The organism is Saccharothrix longispora (assembly GCF_031455225.1).
Classification (GTDB): Bacteria; Actinomycetota; Actinomycetes; order Mycobacteriales; family Pseudonocardiaceae; genus Actinosynnema; species Actinosynnema longispora.
Genome location: NZ_JAVDSG010000001.1, coordinates 8,052,375 through 8,075,154 on the forward strand (window position 1 = coordinate 8,052,375; position 22,780 = coordinate 8,075,154).

A 22,780-nucleotide genomic window follows, 5' to 3' on the forward strand; every position below is an offset into this window, starting at 1 on the left:
GGTTCTCCTCATCTTTCCCGCGTCGCGGGTCGGAATTGGCACCGTGGTCGCGCAGCGGACGCTGTGCGACGGGTTGCCGGGGCTTCTTCGGGCCGATCCCTCTGCCCCTCTGGATGAGCGGTATTCGGTTGTGGATTCAACGTACGACACGATCCCGCCCCTCAGCCAGTCGCGTCCACCATCCGGACGCGGAGCGGACGTGGGAGGATCGCGCGCGTGAGTGCGCCCGCTGAGACGCCCGACGCCGTGCACCTGGTCGTCGGCGAGGAGGAGTTGCTGGTCGAACGCGCGGTGCGCGGTGCGTTGGAGGTCGCGCGCGCAGCCGACCCGCAGGCCGACCTGACCAGGGTTCGGGTGACTGATCTCACCCCTCCTGAGCTGGCGGAACTGGTGAGTCCGTCGCTGTTCGCGGAGGGCCGGGTGGTCGCGCTGGAGGCGGCGCAGGAAGCCGGCAAGGAGATCGCCGACGCCGTGGTCGCCTACGCGAAAGCACCCGCGGACGGGGTGACGCTCGTGGTCGTGCACAGCGGCGGCGGGCGGAGCAAGGCGGCCAAGGAGCTGCCCGCGGCGCTGCGGAAGGCCGGGGCGCGGGTCACGGAGTGCCCGAAGATGACCAAGGCGACCGAGCGGGAAGCGTTCGTGCGCAACGAGATCCGCGCGGCCGGGGGCGGCAAGGCCGATCCGGAGGCGGTGGCGGCGCTGATCGAGGCCGTCGGGTCGGACCTGCGCGAGCTGGCTGCGGCGGCGTCGCAGCTGGTGGCGGACACCGGTGGCAAGGTCGACGCCGAGGCGGTCCGCCGGTACCACCGGGGACGGGCCGAGGTGACCGGGTTCGCGGTGGCGGAGAAGGCCGTCATGGGCGACCGGGCCGGCGCGCTGGAAGCCCTGCGGTGGGCGATCCAGCTCGGGGTGCCGCACGTGCTGGTGGCCGACGCGCTGGCCGACGCGGTGCGCACGGTCGCGCGGGTGTCCGCGGTGGGGCGCGGCGACCCCTTCAAGCTGGCGGGCGAACTCGGCATGCCGCCGTGGAAGGTGAAGAAGGCGCAGGGGCAGTCGCGCGGTTGGGAGGACCACGGGCTGGCCGCGGCCATGTCGGTCGTGGCCGACCTCAACGCGGACGTGAAGGGTGCCGCGGCGGACTCGGGCTACGCCCTGGAACGGGCGGTGCTGAAGATCGTCGCGGTGCACGGGCGGCGCTGAGGCGGGTGCCCTGGACGGGAGGACGGGCGGAACGCGGAAGCGCCGCCCACCCGCGGGGGTGAGCGGCGCTCCGGTGGAGCGGGGATCAGATCTGGTTGGCGCGCCTGGCCAGCGCCGACTTCTTGTTGGCGGCCTGGTTGGCGTGGATGACGCCCTTGGTGACGGCCTTGTCGAGCTTGCGGGACGCCTCACGCGCCAGCTCGGTGGCCTTCGCCTTGTCGCCCGCCTCGGCGGCCTCACGGAACTTGCGGATCGCGGTCTTGAGCGACGACTTGACGGCCTTGTTGCGCAGGCGCGCCTTCTCGTTGGTCTTGATCCGCTTCAGCTGAGACTTGATGTTCGCCACGCGAAAGCCACCTTTTCCTCGGTCTCGGAGTCGTACCGCGCTCGTTCATCGGCGCCAACCCCGGAACGGGGGTGGGTTTCCTCCACGGCGGAATGCCGCGCGGTACGGCGGACAAGGTTATCAGGGCTGCTCACCGAACCGTGAACCCGGCCCTCCCCTCGCCGACGAGCACCTCGTAGGCGCCCCTGGCGACCTCGGGCCTGCCGTCGCCGTGCATGTCGCCGGCGGTCACCGCGAGGTGCTTGGTGGGGAAGCCCACCTCGACGGTGCGCTGCTCGTGGGCCTTGAGCGTGACGCGGGTGAAGCCCACCAGCCGCTGGTAGGGCGTGAGCACCTGGCTCACCGGTTGGTGCACGTACACGGGCACGACGACCGTGCCGTCGCGGTCGCCGGTGTTGGCCACCGCGACCGACAGCCTGACCTGGTCGTCGCGGCGGACCTCGGTGGCCTTGAGGACCGGCGTGGAGGTGGTGAACGTGGTGTAGGACAGGCCGTGGCCGAAGGCGAACTGCGGGTCGTAGCTGGAGCTGGGGCCCGCGTTGGCGCCGCGCGGCTGGTCGTAGGAGAACGGCTGGTCGCCGACGGTCTTCGGCCACGACACCGCCAGCTTGCCGCTGGGGTTGACCGCGCCGAACAGCACGTCGGCGATGGCGTTGCCGCCTTCCGAGCCGGGCAGCCAGCCCGCGACCAGGGCCGGGGCGTCGGCGACCGCGCCCAGCACCTGGGGCCGGCCGGTGAGCAGCACCACGACGACCGGTGTGCCGGTCGCCCGCACGGCCGTCACCAGGGCCTGCTGCTCGGCGGTCAGCTCGGGGGACTCGGTGTCGGCGTCGCCCTCGGCGCCCGGGTCCTCACCGAGCACCACGACCACGGCGTCGGCGCCGGCGGCCTGGGTGACCGCGTCGGCCTGCGTCGGGGCGCTGACGACGTCCGCCGCGGGGACGGCGGTGCGGATGCCCTGGAGCACGGTGACCGCGGGCGGTAGCGGGGAGCCGGACGGGATGCCCTGCCAGCCGACCGTCCAGCCGCCGAGCTGGCGGGGCACCGAGTCGGCCGCGTCGCCGGTCACGACGAGCTTGCGGGCGTTCGTGGACAGCGGCAGGACGCCCTCGTTGCGCAACAGGACGGTGCCTTCGGTGGCGGCCTGGCGGGCGAGTCGGCGGTCGGCGCCCTCGACGATCGAGTCCGCCTTCGCCTCGTCCACGAACGGCTTCTCGAACAGGCCGAGCTGGAACTTGAGGGTGAGGATGCGGCGCACCGCCTGGTCGATCCGCCTGCCGCTGATCGCCCCGCTGCGGACGTTCGCCAGCAGGCCGGAGGTGAACTCGGCGGCGTTGGACGGTTCCATGGCCATGTCGACGCCCGCGTTGACGGCCAGTGCGATGGCTTCCCGGTAGTCGGCGGCCACGTGGTAGCGGTCGACCAGGAAGCGGATGTCCTCCCAGTCGGTGATGGCCACGCCGCGGAAGCCCATGCGGTCGCGCAGCTGCTCGGTGAGCAGGTACTTCGAGGCGTGCGCGGGCACGCCGTTGACCGCGCCGGAGTTGACCATCACGGTGCCGACGCCCGCGTCGAACTGGGGCTGGAAGGCGGGCAGCACGGTGTCCTGGAGGTAGCGGATGGGCAGTTGCGCGGGCGCGCGGTCGTGGCCGTTGAACGGCTCGGAGTAGCCCGCGAAGTGCTTGGCGGTGGCGGTGAGCTTCGCGGTGTCGTCGGCCGGTCCCTGCTGGCCGCGCACGTTGGCCGCGGCCAGCGAGCCGGCCAGCACCGGGTCCTCGCTGTAGGTCTCGTAGTAGCGGCCCCAGCGGGTGTCGCGGGCGAGGTCGGACACGGGCGCGAAGTTCCAGAACACGCCGGTCGCGCGCATCGCCCGTCCGGTCGAGGCGCCGATCTCCTCCAGCAGGTCCGGGTTCCAGGTCGCGCCGAGGCCCACCTGGTGCGGGAACATGGTGGCGCTCACCACGTTCGAGTGGCCGTGCACGCCGTCCGCGCCGTAGATGACCGGGATCTTGAGCCGGCTGTGGTCGAGGGCGAACTTCTGGATGGCGTTCGTCATCTCCGCCCACGCCCGGGGCGTGTTCGGGTTGGGCGCGTCGCCGCCGCCGGACAGGATCGAGCCGACCTTCGCGTCCTCCAGGACGGCCTTCATGCAGTCCTCGCGCAGCGGGCCGGGGTTCCACTCGCAGTTGCCCCGCAGCTTGCCGAGGCGGATCTGCGTCATCTGGCCGACCTTCTCCTCCAGCGTCATGCGCCGCAGCAGGTCGTCGACGCGGCGGTCGACGGGTGCGCGGGCGTCGCTGTAGTCCGCGCTGCCCGGTTCGATCACGCCGCTCGCCTGCGCTCCGGTGACCAGCATCGCCAGCACGGCCAGGGCGCCGACGGCGGTGCGCTTGCGGGATCTCAGCATCGAGGACCTCCCGGACGAGGGGGCGGGCAGCGGGAAGGCGGGACGGGGTCCCGGCGGGGCGGCGGTCCGATCCACCCTTCCGGTGTGAGGTGGCACACGACTAGGGCCGAACGGCGCATTCTGGGAGCGCTCCCAATGTGACCACCTCGGTAAGGGGTGAAATGCAGTACGCCTGTCCTGTTGAATGCGGTGCGTGACCGCCGCTCTCGACTGGCCCGGGTTCGGGCACGTCTCGCTCGCCGCCCTGCTGTTCCTCTGCCTCGCCGCCGCGCTCGCGGGCGCGGTCGACGCCGTCGTCGGCGGGGGAGGGCTGATCCAGCTGCCCGCGATGCTGCTCATCGCGCCCGGTGGGCAGCCCCTGTACGCGTTGGCCACGAGCAAGGTCGCCGCGGTGGTCGGCACGGCGGCGGCGGTGCGGACCTACACGCGGCAGACGTCGATCGACTGGTGGTCGGCGCTGCCGATGGCGTCGGCCGCGTTCGGCGGCGCGGTGGGCGGCGCGGCGTTCGCGGGGGCGCTGGCGGCGGACGCGCTGAACGCCGTGGTGCTCGTGGCGCTGGTCGGCGTCGGCCTCTACACGTGGCGCAAGCCCGCGCTGGGCGTGGCCGAGGCGTCGCGGTTCACGCGCGCCGCGCAGATCGCGGTGATGGCGCTCGGCGGCGCGGTGATCGGCTTCTACGACGGCCTGGCGGGACCGGGCACCGGGGCGTTCCTGGTGTTCCTGCTGGTGGGCGTCGTCGGGTTCGCGTTCCTGCGCGCGTCGGCGACGGCGAAGATCGTCAACGTGGCGACGAACCTGGGCGCGCTGCTCTACTTCGTCCCGGCGGGCAAGGTGCTGTGGGGCCTCGGGCTGGTGCTGGCGGCGTGCAACATGACCGGCGCGGTGTTCGGGGCGCGGCTCGCGGTGCGGCGGGGATCGGGGTTCGTGCGCAGGGTGTTCCTCACCGTCGTGGTGGCGCTCGTGGTCAGCCTCGGGTGGAAGGCGGTGGCTGGATGAGCCGGAACGTCGCACCCAGCGGGTCGCCGGCCGTGGTGAAGCGGCCGAACGGCGAGTCGACGACGTCGCCGACCGTGACGCCGCCCAGCTCGCGCACCCGCCGCGCCGACACCTCGGCGTCGGACACCGCGAAGTAGGTCATCCAGTGCGGCGGGATCTCGGCGGGGATCCCGCCGGCCATGCCGAACACCCCGGCCACGGCCCGGCCGTCCGCCGTCAGCTGCGTGTAGGGGAAGTCGGGCAGCGGGTCCAGGCCCAGCCCGAACACGTCCCGGTAGAACTCCGCCGCCCGGAACGGGTCGCGGGTGGCCAGTTCGTTCCACACCACCGCGCCCGGCTCGTTCACCACGTACGCGCCGATGTGCGTGCCCGCCTCCCACAGGCCGAACGCCGCGCCCGTCGGGTCGATCGCGATGGCGCCGCGCCCCGGGCCGCCGGTGTCGAACTCCGGCACGAGCACCTTGCCGCCGGCCGCGCCCAGGGCCTCCAGGGACTCGTCGAGGTCGTCCGTCGCGAGGTAGGTGGTCCACACGACCGGGAACATCGCGTCGCGCGGCATCTCGCCGAACCCGGCCACGGGCAGCCCGCGCACCAGGGCGTTCGTGTAGTACCCGGTCTCCGGGCCGCCGACCTCGAAGTCCCAGCCGAACAGCCCGCCGTAGAACTCGGTCGTCGCGCCCCGGTCGGTGGTCATCATGTCCACCCACGCCGGCGTGCCCGGTGCGTACGGGGTGTTCAGCTCGCTCATCGGCACAACCTGGCACCGGCTCCCGGCACCCGCGAGTCGATCAAACCCGATCGGTGCCCGGCGGGTCAGTCCTCGCCGGTAGCCGGTGCCGACTTGCGCGGCCGGCCGCGCTTCGGCGGGGCCGCCGTGCCGGAGGGCAGGCGGCCCGCTTCGGCGAGCGCCCGGCGCAGCAGGAACTCGATCTGCGCGTTGGTGCTGCGCAGCTCGTCGCTCGCCCACCGGGACAGGGCGTCGTGCACCGCCGGGTCGAGGCGCAGCAGGACGCTCTTGCGCTCGGCCACGTCAGTGGTACAGCGACCCGGTGTTGACGATGGGTTGCGTGGACTTGTCCCCGCACAGCACGACCAGCAGGTTCGACACCATCGCAGCCTTGCGCTCCTCGTCCAGTTCCACCACGTCCTGCTCGGCGAGCCGGTCCAGCGCCAGCTGCACCATCCCGACCGCGCCCTCCACGATCTTGGACCGCGCCGCGACCACCGCGCCCGCCTGCTGGCGCTGGAGCATCGCCTGCGCGATCTCCGGAGCGTAGGCCAGGTGCGTCAGGCGCGACTCGATCACCTTCACGCCGGCCGCCTGGACGCGTGCCGCGATCTCCACGGACAGGGTCTCGGTGATCTCGTCGGCGTTCTCGCGCAGCGACAGTCCGGCCTCCTCGTGGTTGTCGTACGGGTAGCTGGTGGCGATGTGCCGCACGGCGGTCTCGGTCTGGATGCCCACGAACCGCACGAAGTCGTCCACCTCGAACTTGGCCCGCGCGGTGTCCTCGACCTGCCACACCACCACGGCGGCGATCTCGATCGGGTTGCCGTCGGCGTCGTTGACCTTGAGCGCGGTGGTCTCGTGGTTGCGGATGCGGGTCGACACCTTCACCTTCGTGGCGAACGGGTTGGCCCAGCGCAGGCCGTCGCGTCGCACGGTGCCGATGTAGCGGCCCGCGAACTGGAGGACCCGGGCCTCGCCGGGTGCCACGGTGAACAGCCCGCCCGACGCGACGGAGCCCACCACCACGAGGAGCGCGCCGATCACGATCCCCGCCGGGCTCGGTCCCGCGTCCGGGCCGTCGGGGATCGCGGAGAGCACGATCACCAGCGCACCCAGCGCCATCGCGACGATCGAACCGCCCAGCACGCCCCAGCCCGACACGTGCTTCGCGTCGCGCTCCCGCACCACGGGAGTCGGCATCTTCACGGCCACGTCCATCGCCGCGTCCACCACAGCGTTCATCGCTCCACCCCTCAGGTCATATCTCTTGCTTAGCAAAGTGATATCACTTTTCGGGGATGCGTGGCAAGGCGCCGGACAACCGCGCCGTCCGCCGCGCGTCCACGGGTCCATGGGGAGCATCACGGTGCGCACGGCGCGCGCGGAGGACGGCGGGCGGCTCGTCGACGTCTTCGTCGGCGCCCGGCGCAGCTACTACGAGGGCCACCTGCCCGAGGAGGAGCTGGCCGACTGGGAGAGCAGGGTCCGCGCGGCCCCGTACGACTTCACCCGGCCCGGCCGCACCTGGCTGGTCGCCGAACTCGACGGCGACCTGGTCGGCTTCGCGCTGGTCACGGTGGACGGCGACCTGCTCCAGCTCCAGGTCGACCCGGCGCACTGGGGCCGCGGGGTCGGCCACGCGCTGCACGACGCCGCCGCGGACGCCCTGCGCGGGCACGGCGTGACCACCGCGCACCTGGAGGTGTTCACGCCCAACGAGCGAGCGCGGGCCTTCTGCACCGCGCACGGCTGGCGCGAGGTCGGCCGGTCGGACGGGTTCCCGCCGCACGTCCGGATGGCGCTCGACGTGCGCGTGTGATGGCCTGGGAGGCGTGGAGATCCTGAGCAGTCGCGTCCTCGTCCGCTCGACCGACCCGGAGCGCGCCCGCGCGTTCTACCGGGACGTCCTCGGCCTCGCCATCCACCGGGAGTTCCCCGGCGGCACCGTGTTCTTCCTCGGCGGGGGGTTCCTGGAGGTGGCCGGCGAATCCGCCGACGACCCCACCGCCGCCACCCAGCTGCTGCTCCAGGTGCGCGACCTCGCCGCGGCGGCCGAGACCGTGGCCGACCACGTCACCCGGCCGGCCCGCCGCGAGCCGTGGGGCCTCGACGAGATGTGGATCGCCGACCCCGACGGGCGGCGCATCGTGCTCGTCGAGGTCCCCGCCGAGCACCCGCTACGCCGGGACGTGCGCGAGTAGCTGCACCGCGGGCGGCACCACGCCGCCGTACTGGTGGAACGAGGTGCGGACGTCGGCGAACCCCGCCTGCTCGGCCTCGCGCATGAGGTCGTACTCGGACGTGTCGAGCGCCATCCGGTGCACCGACACCACGAGCCGCCCACCCGGCCGCAGCACGCGCCGCAACTCGTGGAACGCCGCCGCCCGGTTGCCCCACAGCTGGAGGTTGTCGACCGAGACCACCACGTCCACCGACGCCTCGGGCTGACCGGTCCGCATCGCCGCGCCCTCGCGCAGCTCGACCCGGCCGGTCGCGATCAGCTCGGCGCACCGGGTGCGCGCCTCGTCCAGCATCACCTGCGACGGGTCCACGCCGATCGCCTTGAGCGCGCGTTCACCGGCCAGCTTGAGACCGACGCCGGGACCGGGGCCCAGGACCAGCACGACCTCCTCCATCGTCGGGTCCGCCACCTCGACGACGTGCTCCTCGACCTTCGCGTTGAGCTTGGCCATCACGCGCCCGCCCAGCTCGCCCACCTTGCCGCGCGGGTGGCCGAACGCCGCGTCGAACGCCTTCATGAGGTTGTTCGCCATGCCCCCAGGGTCGCCGCGACCGCGTGCGCGCCGCATCGGGGATCGCCCCGGTACCCGCCCGGAGACCGTGCCCGGGGTGTTCCCCGGTCCAGGTGTGCCCGGACCGCGCGCACGTCACGCTCGTGCTGCTGCGCGACCGGCGTCCCGGCCTGGTAGGCGGCATGACCCGACCAAACGGCATCCCGGTCGAACCGCGTCACGTCCCGGGTCGGCCACGTCGGGCTGGAGGGCCCGGCGCGGGATCAGGCGTCGAACGCGAGCCCCGCGATGCTCGTGCCCGGTTCGCTCCACGAGACGTTGGTACCCGACGGTGTCCGGAACTCGCCGAGTTCGACGGCCTTCGCGAGCACTTTCGGCGCGTCGGACTCGCGGTACCGCGGAGCGCCGGAACGACCGATCTCCCGGAGCATGACCTGTTTCGGGTCGCCGATCCTCGCGGTGTCCCGCCCGAGGTACCGCCTGGGCACCGACCACGACGAACAGGTCGCCGTGATCGCCCGGGGGAACTGGAGCAGCCACGCTTCGACCTCCCAGGTCGCCAGCACGTAGTGCGCGTTGTCCACTCGTCGGGACAACGCGTGCTGCACCCGCTCGCGAACCTCGCCCCGTGAGGGGCAGTCCACCTCGTCGAAGTCCTCGTGGACGAAGAACGCCGCGATCCCGGCCTGTTCCCGCGTCGCCCGTGCTTCCGCGAGTCTGGCAAGCCTGTCGACCCTGGCGGCGAGGTTGCCGCTGCCCGCCTGCCGGAGACGGACCTGTTCGTTGATCTCGACGATCCTCCCCCGCGTTTCCGGGTGTGACGCTTCCAGCACGATCCGGAGGCACTGCCGATCGTTGCCGTCCTCACCTGCGAGCACGATCACCGGTTTTCGCGTCGCGCGAGTCGCCGTCCCACCGCGACGGCTCACAGATCACCGCCGAGTGCGCCGCCGAACCACAGCTCACCGAGCGGAAGGCCCTCGCTCGCCGCGACTATGCGCTCGATCTCCGCGGTCGACACGGCGGGAATCGCGGACGATCCGTCGTCGCGGCGCTCGCAGATGACGAACTCCTCCGGGCGGAGGCGGTCCGCGAGCGCCGGCGAGTGCGTGGCGATCAGGAACTGGCTGCGCTCGCTGGCCTCGCGAAGACGTTCGACCAGCATTTCGAGCGCCTGTGGGTGCAGACCGTGGTCGATCTCCTCGATGCAGGTGAGAGCGGGGGGGCGAGGGTCGTGGAGCAGCGCCAACAACCCGAGGAGGCGCACGGTTCCGCAGGACGCGTCCACGAGGGGGGGCGGCCGCCTGAGGCCGCGTTCGTGCAGCACGACGGCGACCTCCCCGGTGCCGTCGGACACGCGCTCGAAGTCGATCGCCTCCAGTTGGGGGAGTGCCTGCCGGGCGTCGTCCTGAAGCTGGTCGAAAGCCTGCTCGTCGGATCTGCGCAATACCGAGAGGAAAGCTGCGAGGTTGCTCGCGTCGTCTTCCAGGAATACGTGGTGACGTGACGGCCTGGCGGGTCGACGTGCCGCCGCCACCGCCACGTCGAACACCCGGAAGGACGCAAGTCGGTCAGCGATCGCGGCGACCTCGTCACCTCCTCCGCCGTGCAGTCGGGGAAGCGTCGACAGGCCACTGCTGAAAGACTTGATGCCGATCGAGTCTTCCGTTCGGGCGGTGTCACCGGTGCTGACCACGGTCGCCTGTTGCCCGCTGATCGTGATTCTGCGGCCGCTCCCCTTGGTGCGCTTGAACTGGAACGCCTCGCGTCGTGACAGCACGTCACCGCTGGCCCGCCTCGACCTGGTGATCCGCAGTTCGTACTCGTCGGGCGCGTTCCGGTTGCTGTGCGTGGTCCACGTGGCGGTGGCCGCGATCCGTATGCTGCGCGGGGGCTTGTCGCCACCGTGGAACACGATTTCGTCGAATCCGCCGCGAGCGTTGATCGCTGGTTCGAGATCGGTCCGGATGATGTCCGCGAGGAACTCGAACACCTTGAGCACGTTGGTTTCCCGGCACCATTGGGGCCGACCAGCACGGTGAGGTCGCCGAGCGGCAGGTGGACTTTCCGCAGACTGCGGAAGTTCTCCACTTCGAGGCTGACCAGCCGCTTGTCCATGGCGGAATCCTGATGGTCGGTGCATCGACTTCCCGTGCGGCGCGCCAACGGAGCCGGTCGGCCTACTTCCAGCCGAGCTGCCGCAGGGCGTCCACGACCAGGGAGAAACGCTCCGGCTCCAGCACCGAGCCCTCGCGGCGGATGTCGTCCTCGTCCAGTTCGAAGACGCGGTCGAGGCGCAGGTAGGAGTGGCGGCCGTCGCGGTCCCAGCGGCCCGTGCCGAGGTCGAGCCAGTCGTCCTCGGCCTCCCTCGGGGCCCTGCTGGTCAGCATCAGGGCGAGCAGGGCGCGGTGGTGCCTGCCGACCACCAGCAGCGGCCGGTCCTTGCCGCGACTCGCGTCCTCCTCGAAGGGCACCCACGCCCACACGACCTCGCCCGGGTCGGCCAGGCCGTCCAGGTCGGGGGAGTACTCCAGGGTCGCCGCATGGGCCGTCGTGTGGACCTCTCGCACCACGCCACGGGCAGGTCGCGGGTCCTCGCCGTTCGCGTACACGGCGGGCAGCCTATGTCGTCGGTCACGCCCGCCAGGCCCGGGTCGGTGGCCCGGCATGAGAGAATGGGGCGATTCCCCCGTCCTTCTTGTGCGAGGAACCTTCGTGACCACGTTCGCCGACCAGACGTTCACGCCTCCGGACCTGATCCGGAACTTCTGCATCATCGCGCACATCGACCACGGCAAGTCCACCCTGGCCGACCGCATGCTGCAGCTCACCGGCGTGGTCGACGCCCGTGCGATGCGAGCGCAGTACCTCGACCGGATGGACATCGAGCGTGAGCGCGGCATCACGATCAAGGCGCAGAACGTGCGGCTTCCGTGGCAGGTCGGGGGGCAGGACCACGTCCTGCACATGATCGACACCCCGGGTCACGTCGACTTCACCTATGAGGTGTCCCGCGCGCTGGAGGCGTGCGAGGGGACGGTCCTGCTGGTCGACGCCGCGCAGGGCATCGAGGCGCAGACCCTGGCCAACCTGTACCTGGCGATGGAGAACGACCTCACCATCATCCCGGTGCTGAACAAGATCGACCTGCCCGCCGCGGACCCCGACAAGTACGCCAAGGAGCTCGCCCACATCGTCGGCTGCGAGCCCGAGGAGGTGCTGCGCGTCTCGGCCAAGACCGGCCTGGGCGTCGGGGCGCTGCTGGACGAGGTCGTGAAGCGGGTACCGGCCCCGGTCGGCGACGCGGACGCCCCGCCCCGCGCGATGATCTTCGATTCGGTCTACGACACCTACCGCGGCGTGGTCACGTACATCCGCGTGGTCGACGGCAAGATCACCCCGCGCCAGCGCATCCGGATGATGTCGACCAACGCGACCCACGAGCTGCTGGAAGTCGGCATCATCTCGCCCGAGCCGAAGCCGAGCGCCGGCCTGGGCGTCGGCGAGGTGGGCTACCTGATCACCGGCGTGAAGGACGTGCGCCAGTCGAAGGTCGGCGACACCGTGACGGCCGAGAAGAAGGGCGCCACCGAGCCGCTGGCCGGCTACCGCGAGCCGCGGCCGATGGTGTACTCCGGCCTCTACCCGGTCGACGGCTCGGACTACCCGATCCTGCGCGAGGCGCTGGAGAAGCTCCAGCTCAACGACGCCGCGCTCACGTTCGAGCCGGAGACGTCCGCGGCCCTGGGCTTCGGCTTCCGCTGCGGCTTCCTCGGCCTGCTGCACCTGGAGATCACCCGCGACCGGCTGGAGCGCGAGTTCGGCCTGGACCTCATCTCGACCGCGCCGAACGTGGTGTACCGGGTCGTGATGGAGGACGGCACCGTACACGTGGTGACCAACCCGTCCGACTGGCCGGACGGCAAGCGCGCCGAGGTGTACGAGCCCGTCACCAGGTGCACGATCATCGCGCCGAGCGACTACATCGGCGCGATCATGGAGCTGTGCCAGGCCAAGCGCGGCCAGCTGGGCGGCATGGACTACCTGTCCGAGGACCGCGTGGAGCTGCGCTACACCATGCCGCTCGGCGAGATCATCTTCGACTTCTTCGACGCCCTGAAGTCGCGCACGCGCGGTTACGCGTCGCTGGACTACGAGGAGTCGGGCGAGCAGGAGGCCGAGCTGGTCAAGGTGGACATCCTGCTCCAGGGCGAGCCGGTGGACGCCTTCAGCGCGATCGTGCACAAGGACCACGCCTACGGCTACGGCACGCGGATGGCCACGAAGCTGCGCGAGCTGATCCCGCGGCAGCAGTTCGAGGTGCCGATCCAGGCTGCCATCGGCGCGCGCGTGATCGCCCGCGAGACGATCCGCGCGATCCGCAAGGACGTCCTGGCGAAGTGCTACGGCGGTGACATCACCCGCAAGCGCAAGCTGCTGGAGAAGCAGAAGGAGGGCAAGAAGCGGATGAAGATGGTGGGTCGGGTCGAGGTGCCCCAGGAAGCCTTCGTCGCCGCGCTGTCCACCGACGACTCCGGCGGCAAGGACAAGGGCAAGAAGTAGGACCGGTGGCCAAGTCCCCGTCGATCTCCGCCTCTTCGGGTGGGTGATCGGCGGGGATCGTCGTTTCCGGCGGTTTCTCCGGCATGGTTGGCGCACCAACTGAAAGGGGGAGACCATGAGCGTCATGGCGAATGACTGCGAGGGACCTCTTTACACGGTCGAAGACCTGGAGGGGATGCCCGATGACGGCCGCCGCTACGAACTCGTCGACGGGGCGCTGCACGTGAGCCCGGCGCCCGGCTACCGACACCAGAAAGTGGTGGTGAAGCTCATCGTGCTCCTGGACGGCGCATGCCCGAACGGCTTGGAGGTCCTGACGGCGCCGTTCGCGGTACGGCCGTCCACGACGTTGGAGTTGCGACCCGATGTCCTGGTGGCCCGCTGCGAAGACCTGACCGAGAAGTTGTTGCCGGTCGCTCCGGTGCTGGCGGTCGAGGTCCTGTCGCCGAGCACTGCCGTGCACGACCTCAACACCAAGAAGGCGGTGTACGAGCGGCTGGGAGTGGAGAGCTACTGGGTCGTCGATCCCGGAGAACTCGCGCTGACCGCGTTCGAACTCGATGCCGGAGGCCGCTACGAGCAGGTGGCCGAGGTCAAGGGCGACGACGCGTTCGACGCCACGGTGCCGTTCCCGGTGCGAGTCGTCCCCGCCGGGCTGCTGGGACCGCTCCGGAAGTGACGAAAGGGCCCTCAGGACGTCCCTGTCCCGAAGGCCCTCGGAGGTGCCCGGGAGGCTCAGCTGTAGTTGCGGAGCATCCCGTTCAGCGCGTGGCGGCGGAGGATCGCTTCGATCTCCCGGGTCTGGTGCTCCGGGTGACGCGCGAGGATCGCTTCCATGTCCATCCGGGCGCTGGGGGTGTTGTAGTCGGCCAGCTCACGTTCGAGGTCCGCTTCCCGCTTGCGGATCGCGCGTCGCGTGGCGAAGTACGTGCGAACAGTAGCCAGGGGGTTCGTCATGTCACCTTTCGGATCGATCTATCTGTATCGGTTCACCTACTATGGTGCCGCACGTCAGAGCCCTGCGCAGCCGATTTCGGCGTGACCTCCGCCGCACCTGTTTCGCCACGGTTCGTGATCATCCCCTGGGGGTGACGGGCCGGTGACGCCCGCGTTGGGAAGTGCTCACCGCGCGCCTCGGCCGAGCACGTCGAGCGAGTCCGCGTACTTCTTCCGCAACCGCTCCTGGGTGGCCTGGTCGAGCAGCGCGAGCCGGGGCGGCGACATGTTGTCGGCGATGTCGGCCCGCTTCACGACGACCGCCACGGGGTCGGTCAGCACGCGTTCGAGGTAGTCCTCGCGCGGCTCGCCGGGGAGGTGGCTCAGCGCGACCACCGTGTCCACGACCTCGGGCGGGCACCCGGCGGCGCGCAGGTCGTCGGCGGTCAGGTCGGTGTCCTCCAGGACGTCGTGCAGCACGGCGGCCATCCGGGCGTGCTCGCCGGACACCGTGCTCATCACGCGCAGGGGGTGGCCGATGTAGGGCTTGCCCGACTTGTCGACCTGCCCCTCGTGGGCCGCTCTGGCGATCCGGATGGCGTCATCAACGGTGAACGTCATCGGACCATTGTTCACAGGCTTGACAAGACCCATTGGTCTAGTCCATTTTCGAGTGGCCCGCGTCACCCGAGCTGGGCGTGGCCGCCGGAGAGAACGTGGAGGTGGACGTGGCTTCGAGGACGAGACGCGCGCTGGGCGCGGTGCTGGCCGGACTGCTGGCGATCGCGGGCCTGGCCCTGGTGGTGGTCGGCAGCGCGTCGGCCGCCAACCTGCTCGCCAACCCGGGGTTCGAGGGCAGCACCAGCGGGTGGACGTGCGGCGCGGGGACCGGTGTGGTCACCACGCCCAAGCGCAGCGGGTCGCACGCCCTGGTCGGCACCCCCGCCGGGCAGGACAACGCGCGCTGCCAGCAGACGGTCACCGTGAAGGCCAACACGGCGTACAAGCTGAGCGCGTGGGTGCAGGGCAGCTACGTGTACCTGGGCGTGACCGGCACGGGCAGCGGTGACAAGAGCACCTGGACGCCGGGCTCGGCGGGCTTCGGCCAGCTGAACCTGGACTTCACCACCGGCAACACCACGAGCGTCACGGTGTACGTGCACGGCTGGTACGGCCAGCCCGCCTTCCACGTCGACGACGTGAGCCTCGACGGCCCGGGTACCCCGCCGACCAGCACGACCACGACGACCACCACCACCACCACCACGACGACCACGACCACGACGACCACCACGCCGGGCAACCCGGACCCGTCGCTGCCGAAGCACGCCCTCACCGGCTACTGGCACAACTTCGACAACGGCTCGCGGCTGCTCAAGCTCGCCGACGTGCCCACCACCTACGACATCGTGGCCGTGGCGTTCGCCGACGCGACCACCACGCCGGGCGCGGTCGCGTTCAACCTCGACCCGACGCTGTCGAGCAAGCTCGGCGGCTACACCGACGCCCAGTTCAAGGCCGACGTGCGCACCCTCCAGTCCCGCGGCCAGAAGGTGATCATCTCGGTGGGCGGCGAGAAGGGCACGATCAGCGTCGGCAACTCCACCGCCGCCACGAACTTCGCGAACAGCGTGAAGGCCCTGATCGCGAACTACGGCTTCGACGGCGTGGACATCGACCTGGAGAACGGCGTCAACGCGACCTACATGGCGCAGGCGCTGCGCAGCATCAGCGCGGGCGGCGGCAAGGTCATCGCGATGGCGCCGCAGACCATCGACATGCAGTCGACGCAGTCCGAGTACTTCAAGCTGGCGCTGGCCGTGAAGGACATCCTGACCGTCGTCAACATGCAGTACTACAACTCGGGTTCGATGCTCGGCTGCGACCAGAAGGTGTACTCGCAGGGCACGGTCGACTTCCTCGTCGCGCTCGCCTGCATCCAGCTCCAGAACGGCCTGCGGCCCGACCAGGTCGGCCTCGGCCTGCCCGCCTCGCCGTCGGGCGCGGGCGGCGGCTACCAGTCGCCCGCCAACGTCAACGCGGCGCTCAACTGCCTCGCCAAGGGCACGAACTGCGGATCGTTCAAGCCCGCGCAGACGTGGCCCGGCATCCGCGGCGCGATGACGTGGTCGATCAACTGGGACGCCTCGAACAACTGGCAGTTCGCCAACACCGTGGCCCCGCACCTGGACACGCTGCCGTAGCGCGGCGGGCGCCGTCCCTCCCGCCGCACCGCGGGAGGGACGGCGCGTCCTCGGCGACCGCCCACTCCACGTCAACCGGGCCGGCGTCCGAGGCGGGCAGGCGCTCCCCGCCCGATCGCGGGATATCGTCGAGTCCATGCTGGACCGCCTCGAAGTGCCCGTCATCGCCGCCCCCATGGCCGGCGGCGCGTCGACACCCCGCCTCGTCGCGGAGGTGGCGAGAGCGGGCGGGCTCGGCTTCCTCGCCGCCGGCTACCTGTCGGTGGAAGCGGTCGCCGAGCAGGTCACCGCCACCACGGGGCTCACCGACCGCCCGTTCGGCGTGAACCTGTTCGTGCCCGGCCCGCGCTCCACCGCGGACCTGGCCGGCTACCGGGAGCGGGTGCGCGCGCAATCGCCGGCCGAACCGGGCGAGCCGCGCTGGGACGACGACGCCTATGTCGCGAAGCTGGAACTGGTGATGGCGCTGCGGGTGCCGGTGGTGTCGTTCACCTTCGGCCTGCCCGCGCCCGAGGACGTCCACCGCCTGCACGCGGCGGGCAGCACGGTCGTGGTGACCGTGACCACGCCGCAGGAGGCCGCGCAGGCCGACCGGGTCGGCGCGGACGCGCTGTGCGTGCAGGGCTGCGACGCGGGTGGACACCGCGGCACCTTCGCCGATGACGGCGTCTCGCCCGGCGGCGGCGAGCTGTTCGGCGTGCTGGCCGCGCTCCGCCTGGTCCGTGACCGGGTGGACCTGCCGCTGATCGCGACCGGCGGCCTGGTCCACGGCGCCGACGTGGCGGCCGTGCTCGCCGCCGGGGCCGTCGCGGCGCAGCTCGGCACCGCGTTCCTGGCCACGCCCGAGGCGGGCACGTCGGCCGCGCACCGCCAGGCGCTCGCCGAGGGCACCCGGCGAACCGCGTTGACCAGGGCGTTCAGCGGCCGACCGGCGCGGGGCCTGGTGAACAGGTTCCTCAGCGAGAACGAGGGCTCGGCCCCGCCGGCCTACCCGGAGGTGCACCACCTGACCAGGCCGGTGCGCGCGACCGGGGACCCCGAGCTGATGTCGATGTGGGCCGGTCAGACCTACCCGCTGGTCCGCCCGGCCCCGGCGGCCGAGGTGGTCGCCCGGCTGGTTTCCGAGGCGCGCCAGGCGCTTTCCGTCGCCAACGCGCGCATTCCACCCGCGTAGCACCCGAGAATGTCCGCGTGACCACCGCGCGCGAACTCGCCGACGAGCTGCTGACCCTGGTGCTGGACGCCGATCCCGTCATGGCCACCCTGCTCGGCATCCCCGGGTGGGACCACCGGTTGCCGGACCACAGCGCCGAGGGCACGCGCGTCCTCCGCGCCCGCGTCGAGGACGTGGCCCGCCGGGCCGGTGAGGGCGCGGACGACCCGGTGACGCGGGCCGTGGTCGTGCAGCAGGCGCGCGGCCTGGTGCACCGCCTGGACGCGAACCTCGTCGAGCACACGCACGCGGAAGGGCTCAACGCGCCGGTGGTCGTCCTGCTCGCCGCGTTACCGATGGTCCGGCCCGGTGACGACGAGGCGCGCCGGGCCTACCTGACCCGGCTGGCGGCGCTGCCCGACCACCTCGACGCGCTCGCCGCGCGGCAGCGCACCTCCGACCGCCGCCCCGTGCGGCACCTGGTGGACGCCGCCGTCGCCCGCCTGGACCGCTACCTGGCGGAGGCCGAGGACCCGCTGGGCACACCCCTGAAGGGCTCCGACCTGGCCTCGCGCGGCGCGGAACTGCTGGCCGGGGAGGTGCGGCCCGCGTTCGCCCGCTACCGCGACTTCCTGCGCACCGAGATCGCCGGGCGCGGGCGCGGCGAGGACCGGCCCGGCCTGTGCTGGCTGCCCGACGGCGAGCGGATCTACCCCGAGCTGGTGCGCTTCTACACCACGACCGGGCACACGCCGGAGGAGCTGCACCGCATCGGCCTGGACCTGATCGCGGCGCTGGACCGGGAGTACGAGGAGATCGGCGCCCGCGTGTTCGGCCCCGTCACGGCGGCCGGCGTGCGGGCCAGGCTGCTGGCCGACCCGGGGCTGCGGTGGGCGGGCGCCGACGACATGCTGGTGCCGGCGCGGGAGTGCATCGCCCGCGCCGAACGCGTCGCGGCCGACTGGTTCGGCACGGTCCCGTCCGCGCGCTGCGCGGTGGAGCCGGTGCCCGAGGCGGAGGCGCCCAACGCGCCGCTGGCCTACTACATGGACCCGGCCATGGACGGGTCGCGGCCCGGCACCTACTTCGTGAACACCCACCGGGCGCACGAGCGCGACCGGTTCAGCGCCGAGGCGACCGCGTTCCACGAGGGCGTGCCCGGCCACCACTTCCAGATCGCGCTGGCCCAGCGGCTCGACGACCTGCCGCTGCTGCGCCGGTTCGCCTCCGTCGAGGCGTACCTGGAGGGCTGGGCCCTCTACGCGGAGCGGCTGGCCGACGAGATGGGCCTGTACAGCGATGGCGTGGCCCGGCTGGGAATGCTGTCCGGCGACTCGCTGCGCGCCGCCCGGCTCGTCGTGGACACCGGTCTGCACGCGATGGGGTGGAGCAGGCAGCAGGCCGTGGACTACCTGCGCGCCAACGCGGTCATGCCCGACGTCGACATCTTCGCCGAGGTGGACCGGTACATCGAGAACCCCGCGCAGGCGCTGTCCTACATGGTGGGGCGGCTGGAGATCCAGCGCCTGCGCGGTGACGCCGAGCGGCGCCTCGGCGACAGGTTCGACATCAGGGCCTTCCACGACCTCGTGCTGCGGGGCGGTCCGCTGCCGATGGCCGTGCTCGCCGACGTGGTCGACGGGTGGTGCGCCTCGGTCCTGGGCGTCGGTCCGGTCGGCGGCGCCGGTCCCGTCGAGGGCTGACCTGCGCCTGCCGCGGGCGGCGCCGTCCACCAGGACGAGTGGGAGCGGGAACAACCGGGAACGGGGGGAGGTTGTGCGGTTCGTGCAGCTGGACGTGTGGTCGGACGTGGTCTGTCCGTGGTGCTACATCGGCAAGCGCAAGCTGGAGCGCGCGCTGGAGCGGTGGGAGGACGAGGCGGTCGAGGTCGTGTGGCGGCCGTTCCAGCTGGACCCGCGCGCCGCGAACAGCGGGCGGCCGATGGTGGACGTGCTGGGGGAGAGGTTCGGCGCGGACGGCGCGCGCCGGGCGCAGGCCAGGGTCACCGAGGTGGCCGCGGGCGTGGGCCTGGCCTACGACCTGTCCCGGCAGGTGGAGGCGAACACCTTCGACGCGCACCGGCTGCTGCTGCTCGGCCGCGAGCAGGGCGTGCAGGGCGCGGTCGGCGAGCGCTTCTTCCACGCGCACTTCACCGAGGGCGCGCACCTCGGCGACCGGGACGTGCTCGTGGCGCTGGCGACCGGGGCGGGGCTGGAGGGCGCGGAGGCCGCGCTCGACGACGACACCCTGGCCCAGCGCCTCACCGAGGAGCTGGGCCAGGGTGTCGCGATCGGCGTGCGGTCGGTTCCCACGTTCGTGGTGGGCAACCGGGGCGTGGCCGGCGCGCAGGACCCGGAGGTCCTGCTCGACCTGCTCAGGACCGGCTGAACACGATCTTGCCCGCGGTCTCGCCGTCGAGCATCGAGCGGAAGCCCTCCTCGGCCCGCTCGAACGGCAGCTCGGCGCCGATCTGCGGGCGCAGGCCGTTCAGCTCGCAGAACGACAGCAGGTCGCCCAGCTCCTCGCGGGTGCCCATGGTCGAGCCGACCACGCGCAGCTGGAGGAAGAACAGCCGCTGGAGCTCGGCGGCGGAGGCGTCACCGCTGGTGGCGCCGGAGATCACCACGATCCCGCCGGGCTTGAGCGACTTCATCGAGTGCGACCAGGTGGCCTTGCCGACCGTCTCGAACACCGCGTCGACCCGCTCGGGCAGCCGCGCGCCGGACTCGAACGCGGCGTGCGCGCCCAGGGACGTGGCCAGCGCGCGCTTCTCCTCGGTGCGGCCGGTCACCCACACCCGGAAGCCCGCCGCCCGGCCCAGCTGCACCAGGGCCGTCGACACGCCGCCGGACGCGCCCTGCACGAGCATCGTCTGACCCGGGCGCAGACCGGACTTCACGAACAGCATCCGGTAGGCCGTCAGCCACGCCGTGCCCATGCACGCCGCCTCGGCGAAGGACAGCCCCGCCGGCTTGGGCAGCGCGTTGCGCGCGGGCACGACGACGTGGTCGGCGAACGTGCCCTGGTGCTTCTCGGTCAGCAGGGTGCGGCCCGGGTCGAGCGTCTCGTCGCCGGACCACGCCGGGTCGCCGATCACCGAGTGCAGCACGACCTCCGTGCCGTCCTCCAGCACGCCCGCGCCGTCGCAGCCGAGGGTCATCGGGAACCGGTCCGCCTTGATGCCCACGCCGCGCAGCGTCCACAGGTCGTGCATGTTCAGGCTCGCGGCGCGCACCGCGACCCGCACCCAGCCGTCCGGCACCGCCGGGTCCGGTCGCTCGCCGACGCGCAGGGCGGCGATCGGGTCTTGCGGGCTCGGCTCGGCTGCGTAGACGGCGAACATGCGGCGAACTTACCGACAAGTACGGATCGGTGTGCGGTGAAGCACGTCACGCGACTACGCTCGGACGGGTGGTGGACGCCTTCGAGCAGTGGTGGGACGGGGTCGAGCTGTGGATGGCCCAGCTGGCCTTCCCGTTCCAGTTCGGCCTGCTCATGTGCGTGCTGCTGCCGCTGTGCCTGGGCGCGGCGCGGTTGATCGACCGGGTGGTGGACAACGCCTCCAGCCGCTACAACCCGGTGCCCAAGGTGCCCCCGGCCGCGGGGCCCGCGGAGCCCGGGAAGGCCGACGCCGGGAGCGGTTCGTAGGCTTTGGGGGTGACCCCCGCACGTCGTCTCACCGTCGCACTGCTCGGTCTGATCGCGCTGGTCGTGGTCGGGTACTTCGTCCCCGGCCTGACCGGTTCGGACGACACGCCCCCGAGCGCCACCACGAGTGGCGTTACGAGCGGGGCCGCGGCCGGCGCCGTGCCGGGCGCGTCCTCGGGGCTGCCGGTCGAGGAGCTGTCGGACCTGCCCGCGCAGGCCCGCACGACGTGGGAGCTGGTGGAGAAGGGCGGGCCGTTCCCCTACCCGCGCAACGACGGCGTCGAGTTCCGCAACCGCGAGGAGCGGTTGCCGCGGAAGTCCCGCGACTACTACCGCGAGTACACCGTGCCCACGCCGGGCAGCGACGACCGCGGCGCGCGACGGCTGGTGACCGGGTCGGCGGACGAGGTCTACTACACCGGTGACCACTACGCGTCGTTCGTCGTCGTGGACGTGACCCGGTGAGCACCCACCGGCACCGGGTGCGGTCCGGCGCGCGCTCGAAGCGGGCCGCCATCGCGGCGATCGCCGAGGCGTTGAGCTTCCCGGCCTGGTTCGGGCAGAACCTGGACGCGCTCTACGACGGCCTCACCGACCTGTCGTGGCTGCCCGAGGGGGAGCACGTGCTGGTGTGGGAGGGCGGTGACGCCGCGGTCGAGGCCGTGCTGGCCGACGCGGTCGCCCGCACCGCCGAGGCGGGCGACCGCGTGCTGACCGTCGTCCGCGCCGACTGAGGCGCGGTCAGTCCCGGGGCACCCAGCTCGCCGCGCGCTTCTCGACGAACGCGGCGATGCCCTCCTGGCCCTCGGGCCCGCCGAAGTGCTTCGCGGACAGCTCCAGCATGTCGGCGAACACCTCGCCGAGGTCGCTCGACCGGGGCTCGCGCAGCATCCGCTTGGTGGCGGCCAGCGCGGTCGGCGCGCCCAGCGCCAGCATGTCCGCGTAGCGGGTGACCTCGGCGTCCAGCTCCTCGGCGGGCACGGCTGAGTTGATCAGGCCGACGGCCACGGCCCGCGGCGCGGCGAACGTCTCGCCGGTGAGGAACAGCTCGTGCGCGGCGCGCGGCAGCAGGCGGGGCAGCACGGTCACCGAGATGACCGCGGGCACCACGCCGATGCGGACCTCGCTGAACGCGAACGTGGCCGTGTCGACCGCGACCGCGATGTCGCAGGCGGCGACCAGGCCGACGCCGCCCGCGCGGGCGGGGCCCGCCAGCCGTGCCACGACGGGCTTCGGGCTGGTCCAGATCCGCTCCAGGATCGCGGGGAACTCGTTGACCCCCTGCTCGCCGGCGCTCGCGCCGCCCGCCTCCTTCAAGTCCATGCCGGAGCAGAAGACCGGTCCGGTGTGGCTCAGCACGACGACGCGCACGGCGTCGTCGGCGGTGGCCGCCTCCAGGCGATCGGTCAGCTCGGCGCGCAGCCGCGTGGACAGGGCGTTGCGGTTGTGGGGGGAGTCCAGCGTGATCGTCGCGATGCCACGCCGCACCTCGTAGTGGACCAGCTCGTCTGCCATGCGCGGCACTCTACGGTCCCGTTTTCCTGACCCGGTGACCACGATCGGCGGCGTGCGCATCACGCCCGACCTCGTCCTCGACGACGTCACGCCGGCCGGCAGCGGCATGTTGGTCCTGCCCGGCGGTGACTCGTGGGAGGGCGGCGGCGACGCGCCGTTCGCCGTCGCCGCGCGGCGGCGCGTCGGCGCGTCGGCGCTGGAGTTCGCGCGCGAGGTCTTCGCCGAACTGGACCTGTACGGCCCCGGAGGTGCTCGAAGCCTGGTACGGCCTGCACACAGCACGGGCGACCCGGCCTGGTTCGGCCGGCCGGTGGACGCGTGACCGGGT

At 72.1% G+C, this 22,780-nt stretch carries 27 protein-coding genes and 1 riboswitch; of the genes, 14 read left to right on the forward strand and 13 right to left on the reverse strand.

What is annotated here, in order from left to right; all coding sequences use genetic code 11:
• Positions 1–5 precede the first annotated feature (5 nt).
• A riboswitch (SAM riboswitch) is annotated at positions 6–120 on the reverse strand.
• A gap of 96 nt (positions 121–216) precedes the next feature.
• The gene (holA, locus tag J2S66_RS35355; RefSeq protein WP_310313668.1) at positions 217–1,200 is read left to right on the forward strand and encodes a DNA polymerase III subunit delta; all 984 of its coding nucleotides are present in this window, start codon (positions 217–219) and stop codon (positions 1,198–1,200) included.
• 85 nt (positions 1,201–1,285) lie between these two features.
• On the opposite strand, the gene rpsT is transcribed toward holA, so the two are convergent.
• Both rpsT and J2S66_RS35365 read right to left on the reverse strand, forming a co-directional pair.
• Positions 1,286–1,546, reverse strand: a complete 261-nt coding sequence (gene rpsT / locus J2S66_RS35360) for a 30S ribosomal protein S20 (protein WP_306747157.1) — start codon at positions 1,544–1,546, stop codon at positions 1,286–1,288.
• Positions 1,547–1,676: 130 nt separating this feature from the next.
• Positions 1,677–3,953: a glycoside hydrolase family 3 N-terminal domain-containing protein gene (locus tag J2S66_RS35365; protein ID WP_310313674.1), complete on the reverse strand. Its 2,277-nt coding sequence runs from the start codon at positions 3,951–3,953 to the stop codon at positions 1,677–1,679.
• Positions 3,954–4,146: 193 nt separating this feature from the next.
• Here J2S66_RS35365 and J2S66_RS35370 point away from each other — a divergent pair, with 193 nt between their 5' ends.
• Complete coding sequence (locus J2S66_RS35370; RefSeq protein WP_310313677.1) at positions 4,147–4,950, forward strand: sulfite exporter TauE/SafE family protein; 804 nt, start codon at positions 4,147–4,149, stop codon at positions 4,948–4,950.
• Here the strand turns inward: J2S66_RS35370 and J2S66_RS35375 are convergent.
• From J2S66_RS35375 to J2S66_RS35385, 3 genes are all read right to left on the reverse strand, one after another.
• Entirely contained in the window at positions 4,919–5,698 is a 780-nt protein-coding gene (locus J2S66_RS35375; protein WP_310313680.1) for a VOC family protein, read from the reverse strand. The two genes, J2S66_RS35370 and J2S66_RS35375, sit on opposite strands and share 32 nt — an antisense overlap.
• 65 nt (positions 5,699–5,763) lie before the next feature.
• Positions 5,764–5,979, reverse strand: a complete 216-nt coding sequence (locus J2S66_RS35380) for a type II toxin-antitoxin system antitoxin (protein ID WP_310313682.1) — start codon at positions 5,977–5,979, stop codon at positions 5,764–5,766.
• 1 nt (position 5,980) lies between these two features.
• On the reverse strand, positions 5,981–6,922 hold the full coding sequence (locus J2S66_RS35385) for an SPFH domain-containing protein (protein WP_310313685.1): 942 nt from the start codon (positions 6,920–6,922) through the stop codon (positions 5,981–5,983).
• 124 nt (positions 6,923–7,046) lie between these two features.
• Between J2S66_RS35385 and J2S66_RS35390 the strand changes: the two genes are divergently transcribed.
• Together J2S66_RS35390 and J2S66_RS35395 are read left to right on the forward strand one after the other, a co-directional pair.
• Positions 7,047–7,499 (forward strand): GNAT family N-acetyltransferase, encoded by a 453-nt coding sequence (locus J2S66_RS35390; RefSeq protein WP_310313688.1) that lies wholly within the window; start codon positions 7,047–7,049, stop codon positions 7,497–7,499.
• A gap of 13 nt (positions 7,500–7,512) precedes the next feature.
• A complete protein-coding gene (locus J2S66_RS35395) occupies positions 7,513–7,881 on the forward strand; it encodes a VOC family protein (RefSeq protein WP_310313691.1) in 369 nt (122 codons plus the stop codon).
• Here the strand turns inward: J2S66_RS35395 and J2S66_RS35400 are convergent.
• From J2S66_RS35400 to J2S66_RS35415, 4 genes are all read right to left on the reverse strand, one after another.
• The gene (locus J2S66_RS35400) at positions 7,858–8,454 is read right to left on the reverse strand and encodes a class I SAM-dependent methyltransferase (RefSeq protein WP_310313693.1); all 597 of its coding nucleotides are present in this window, start codon (positions 8,452–8,454) and stop codon (positions 7,858–7,860) included. The genes J2S66_RS35395 and J2S66_RS35400 overlap by 24 nt on opposite strands.
• A 242-nt stretch (positions 8,455–8,696) precedes the next feature.
• Positions 8,697–9,317: a hypothetical protein gene (locus tag J2S66_RS35405; protein ID WP_310313695.1), complete on the reverse strand. Its 621-nt coding sequence runs from the start codon at positions 9,315–9,317 to the stop codon at positions 8,697–8,699.
• 41 nt (positions 9,318–9,358) lie between these two features.
• A complete protein-coding gene (locus tag J2S66_RS35410; protein ID WP_310313699.1) occupies positions 9,359–10,435 on the reverse strand; it encodes an AAA family ATPase in 1,077 nt (358 codons plus the stop codon).
• Between the two features lie 178 nt (positions 10,436–10,613).
• Positions 10,614–11,045, reverse strand: a complete 432-nt coding sequence (locus tag J2S66_RS35415) for a type II toxin-antitoxin system PemK/MazF family toxin (RefSeq protein WP_310313702.1) — start codon at positions 11,043–11,045, stop codon at positions 10,614–10,616.
• A gap of 103 nt (positions 11,046–11,148) precedes the next feature.
• Here J2S66_RS35415 and lepA point away from each other — a divergent pair, with 103 nt between their 5' ends.
• Together lepA and J2S66_RS35425 are read left to right on the forward strand one after the other, a co-directional pair.
• Entirely contained in the window at positions 11,149–12,996 is a 1,848-nt protein-coding gene (gene lepA, locus J2S66_RS35420) for a translation elongation factor 4 (protein ID WP_310313705.1), read from the forward strand.
• 124 nt (positions 12,997–13,120) lie between these two features.
• On the forward strand, positions 13,121–13,675 hold the full coding sequence (locus tag J2S66_RS35425) for a Uma2 family endonuclease (protein WP_425566338.1): 555 nt from the start codon (positions 13,121–13,123) through the stop codon (positions 13,673–13,675).
• A gap of 56 nt (positions 13,676–13,731) precedes the next feature.
• Here the strand turns inward: J2S66_RS35425 and J2S66_RS35430 are convergent, their stop codons facing one another.
• A complete protein-coding gene (locus J2S66_RS35430; protein ID WP_306747142.1) occupies positions 13,732–13,953 on the reverse strand; it encodes a hypothetical protein in 222 nt (73 codons plus the stop codon).
• Between the two features lie 165 nt (positions 13,954–14,118).
• Positions 14,119–14,553: an HD domain-containing protein gene (locus tag J2S66_RS35435; protein WP_310313713.1), complete on the reverse strand. Its 435-nt coding sequence runs from the start codon at positions 14,551–14,553 to the stop codon at positions 14,119–14,121.
• 107 nt (positions 14,554–14,660) lie between these two features.
• Here J2S66_RS35435 and J2S66_RS35440 point away from each other — a divergent pair, with 107 nt between their 5' ends.
• The 4 genes from J2S66_RS35440 to J2S66_RS35455 all read left to right on the forward strand — a co-directional run bounded on the left by J2S66_RS35440 (position 14,661) and on the right by J2S66_RS35455 (position 19,677).
• On the forward strand, positions 14,661–16,136 hold the full coding sequence (locus J2S66_RS35440) for a chitinase (RefSeq protein ID WP_310313716.1): 1,476 nt from the start codon (positions 14,661–14,663) through the stop codon (positions 16,134–16,136).
• A gap of 136 nt (positions 16,137–16,272) precedes the next feature.
• The gene (locus J2S66_RS35445) at positions 16,273–17,310 is read left to right on the forward strand and encodes an NAD(P)H-dependent flavin oxidoreductase (protein ID WP_310313719.1); all 1,038 of its coding nucleotides are present in this window, start codon (positions 16,273–16,275) and stop codon (positions 17,308–17,310) included.
• A 17-nt stretch (positions 17,311–17,327) separates the two neighbouring features.
• Positions 17,328–18,992, forward strand: coding sequence for a DUF885 domain-containing protein (locus tag J2S66_RS35450; RefSeq protein ID WP_310313722.1), 1,665 nt, complete (start codon positions 17,328–17,330; stop codon positions 18,990–18,992).
• An 82-nt stretch (positions 18,993–19,074) separates the two neighbouring features.
• Entirely contained in the window at positions 19,075–19,677 is a 603-nt protein-coding gene (locus J2S66_RS35455) for a DsbA family oxidoreductase (protein WP_310313723.1), read from the forward strand.
• Here the strand turns inward: J2S66_RS35455 and J2S66_RS35460 are convergent.
• Positions 19,664–20,632: a quinone oxidoreductase family protein gene (locus J2S66_RS35460; protein ID WP_310313726.1), complete on the reverse strand. Its 969-nt coding sequence runs from the start codon at positions 20,630–20,632 to the stop codon at positions 19,664–19,666. The genes J2S66_RS35455 and J2S66_RS35460 overlap by 14 nt on opposite strands.
• 68 nt (positions 20,633–20,700) lie before the next feature.
• Here J2S66_RS35460 and J2S66_RS35465 point away from each other — a divergent pair, with 68 nt between their 5' ends.
• Genes J2S66_RS35465 through J2S66_RS35475 form a run of 3 tightly spaced genes read left to right on the forward strand, consistent with a single transcriptional unit; the run spans position 20,701 to position 21,671 of the window.
• Positions 20,701–20,937, forward strand: coding sequence for a hypothetical protein (locus tag J2S66_RS35465; RefSeq protein WP_374726172.1), 237 nt, complete (start codon positions 20,701–20,703; stop codon positions 20,935–20,937).
• Between the two features lie 9 nt (positions 20,938–20,946).
• A complete protein-coding gene (locus J2S66_RS35470) occupies positions 20,947–21,402 on the forward strand; it encodes a guanyl-specific ribonuclease (protein ID WP_310313728.1) in 456 nt (151 codons plus the stop codon).
• Positions 21,399–21,671 (forward strand): barstar family protein, encoded by a 273-nt coding sequence (locus J2S66_RS35475; RefSeq protein ID WP_306747134.1) that lies wholly within the window; start codon positions 21,399–21,401, stop codon positions 21,669–21,671. The genes J2S66_RS35470 and J2S66_RS35475 overlap by 4 nt, the downstream gene beginning before the upstream one ends.
• Positions 21,672–21,678: 7 nt before the next feature.
• Here J2S66_RS35475 and J2S66_RS35480 read toward each other — a convergent pair whose 3' ends face one another.
• Positions 21,679–22,452, reverse strand: a complete 774-nt coding sequence (locus J2S66_RS35480; RefSeq protein ID WP_310313732.1) for an enoyl-CoA hydratase-related protein — start codon at positions 22,450–22,452, stop codon at positions 21,679–21,681.
• 34 nt (positions 22,453–22,486) lie between these two features.
• Here J2S66_RS35480 and J2S66_RS35485 point away from each other — a divergent pair, with 34 nt between their 5' ends.
• A complete protein-coding gene (locus tag J2S66_RS35485; RefSeq protein ID WP_310313735.1) occupies positions 22,487–22,774 on the forward strand; it encodes a type 1 glutamine amidotransferase family protein in 288 nt (95 codons plus the stop codon).
• Positions 22,775–22,780: the final 6 nt, after the last annotated feature.

Excerpts from the sequence above, each read along its gene's own strand:
- J2S66_RS35425 (WP_425566338.1), top strand. The coding sequence starts at position 13,121 with ATGGCGAATGACTGCGAGGGACCTCTTTACACGGTCGAAGACCTGGAG.
- J2S66_RS35445 (WP_310313719.1), top strand. The coding sequence starts at position 16,273 with ATGCTGGACCGCCTCGAAGTGCCCGTCATCGCCGCCCCCATGGCCGGC.
- J2S66_RS35385 (WP_310313685.1), bottom strand. The coding sequence starts at position 6,922 with ATGAACGCTGTGGTGGACGCGGCGATGGACGTGGCCGTGAAGATGCCG.
- J2S66_RS35435 (WP_310313713.1), bottom strand. The coding sequence starts at position 14,553 with ATGACGTTCACCGTTGATGACGCCATCCGGATCGCCAGAGCGGCCCAC.
- J2S66_RS35400 (WP_310313693.1), bottom strand. The coding sequence starts at position 8,454 with ATGGCGAACAACCTCATGAAGGCGTTCGACGCGGCGTTCGGCCACCCG.
- J2S66_RS35430 (WP_306747142.1), bottom strand. The coding sequence starts at position 13,953 with ATGACGAACCCCCTGGCTACTGTTCGCACGTACTTCGCCACGCGACGC.
- J2S66_RS35365 (WP_310313674.1), bottom strand. The coding sequence starts at position 3,953 with ATGCTGAGATCCCGCAAGCGCACCGCCGTCGGCGCCCTGGCCGTGCTG.
- J2S66_RS35460 (WP_310313726.1), bottom strand. The coding sequence starts at position 20,632 with ATGTTCGCCGTCTACGCAGCCGAGCCGAGCCCGCAAGACCCGATCGCC.
- J2S66_RS35375 (WP_310313680.1), bottom strand. The coding sequence starts at position 5,698 with ATGAGCGAGCTGAACACCCCGTACGCACCGGGCACGCCGGCGTGGGTG.
- J2S66_RS35480 (WP_310313732.1), bottom strand. The coding sequence starts at position 22,452 with ATGGCAGACGAGCTGGTCCACTACGAGGTGCGGCGTGGCATCGCGACG.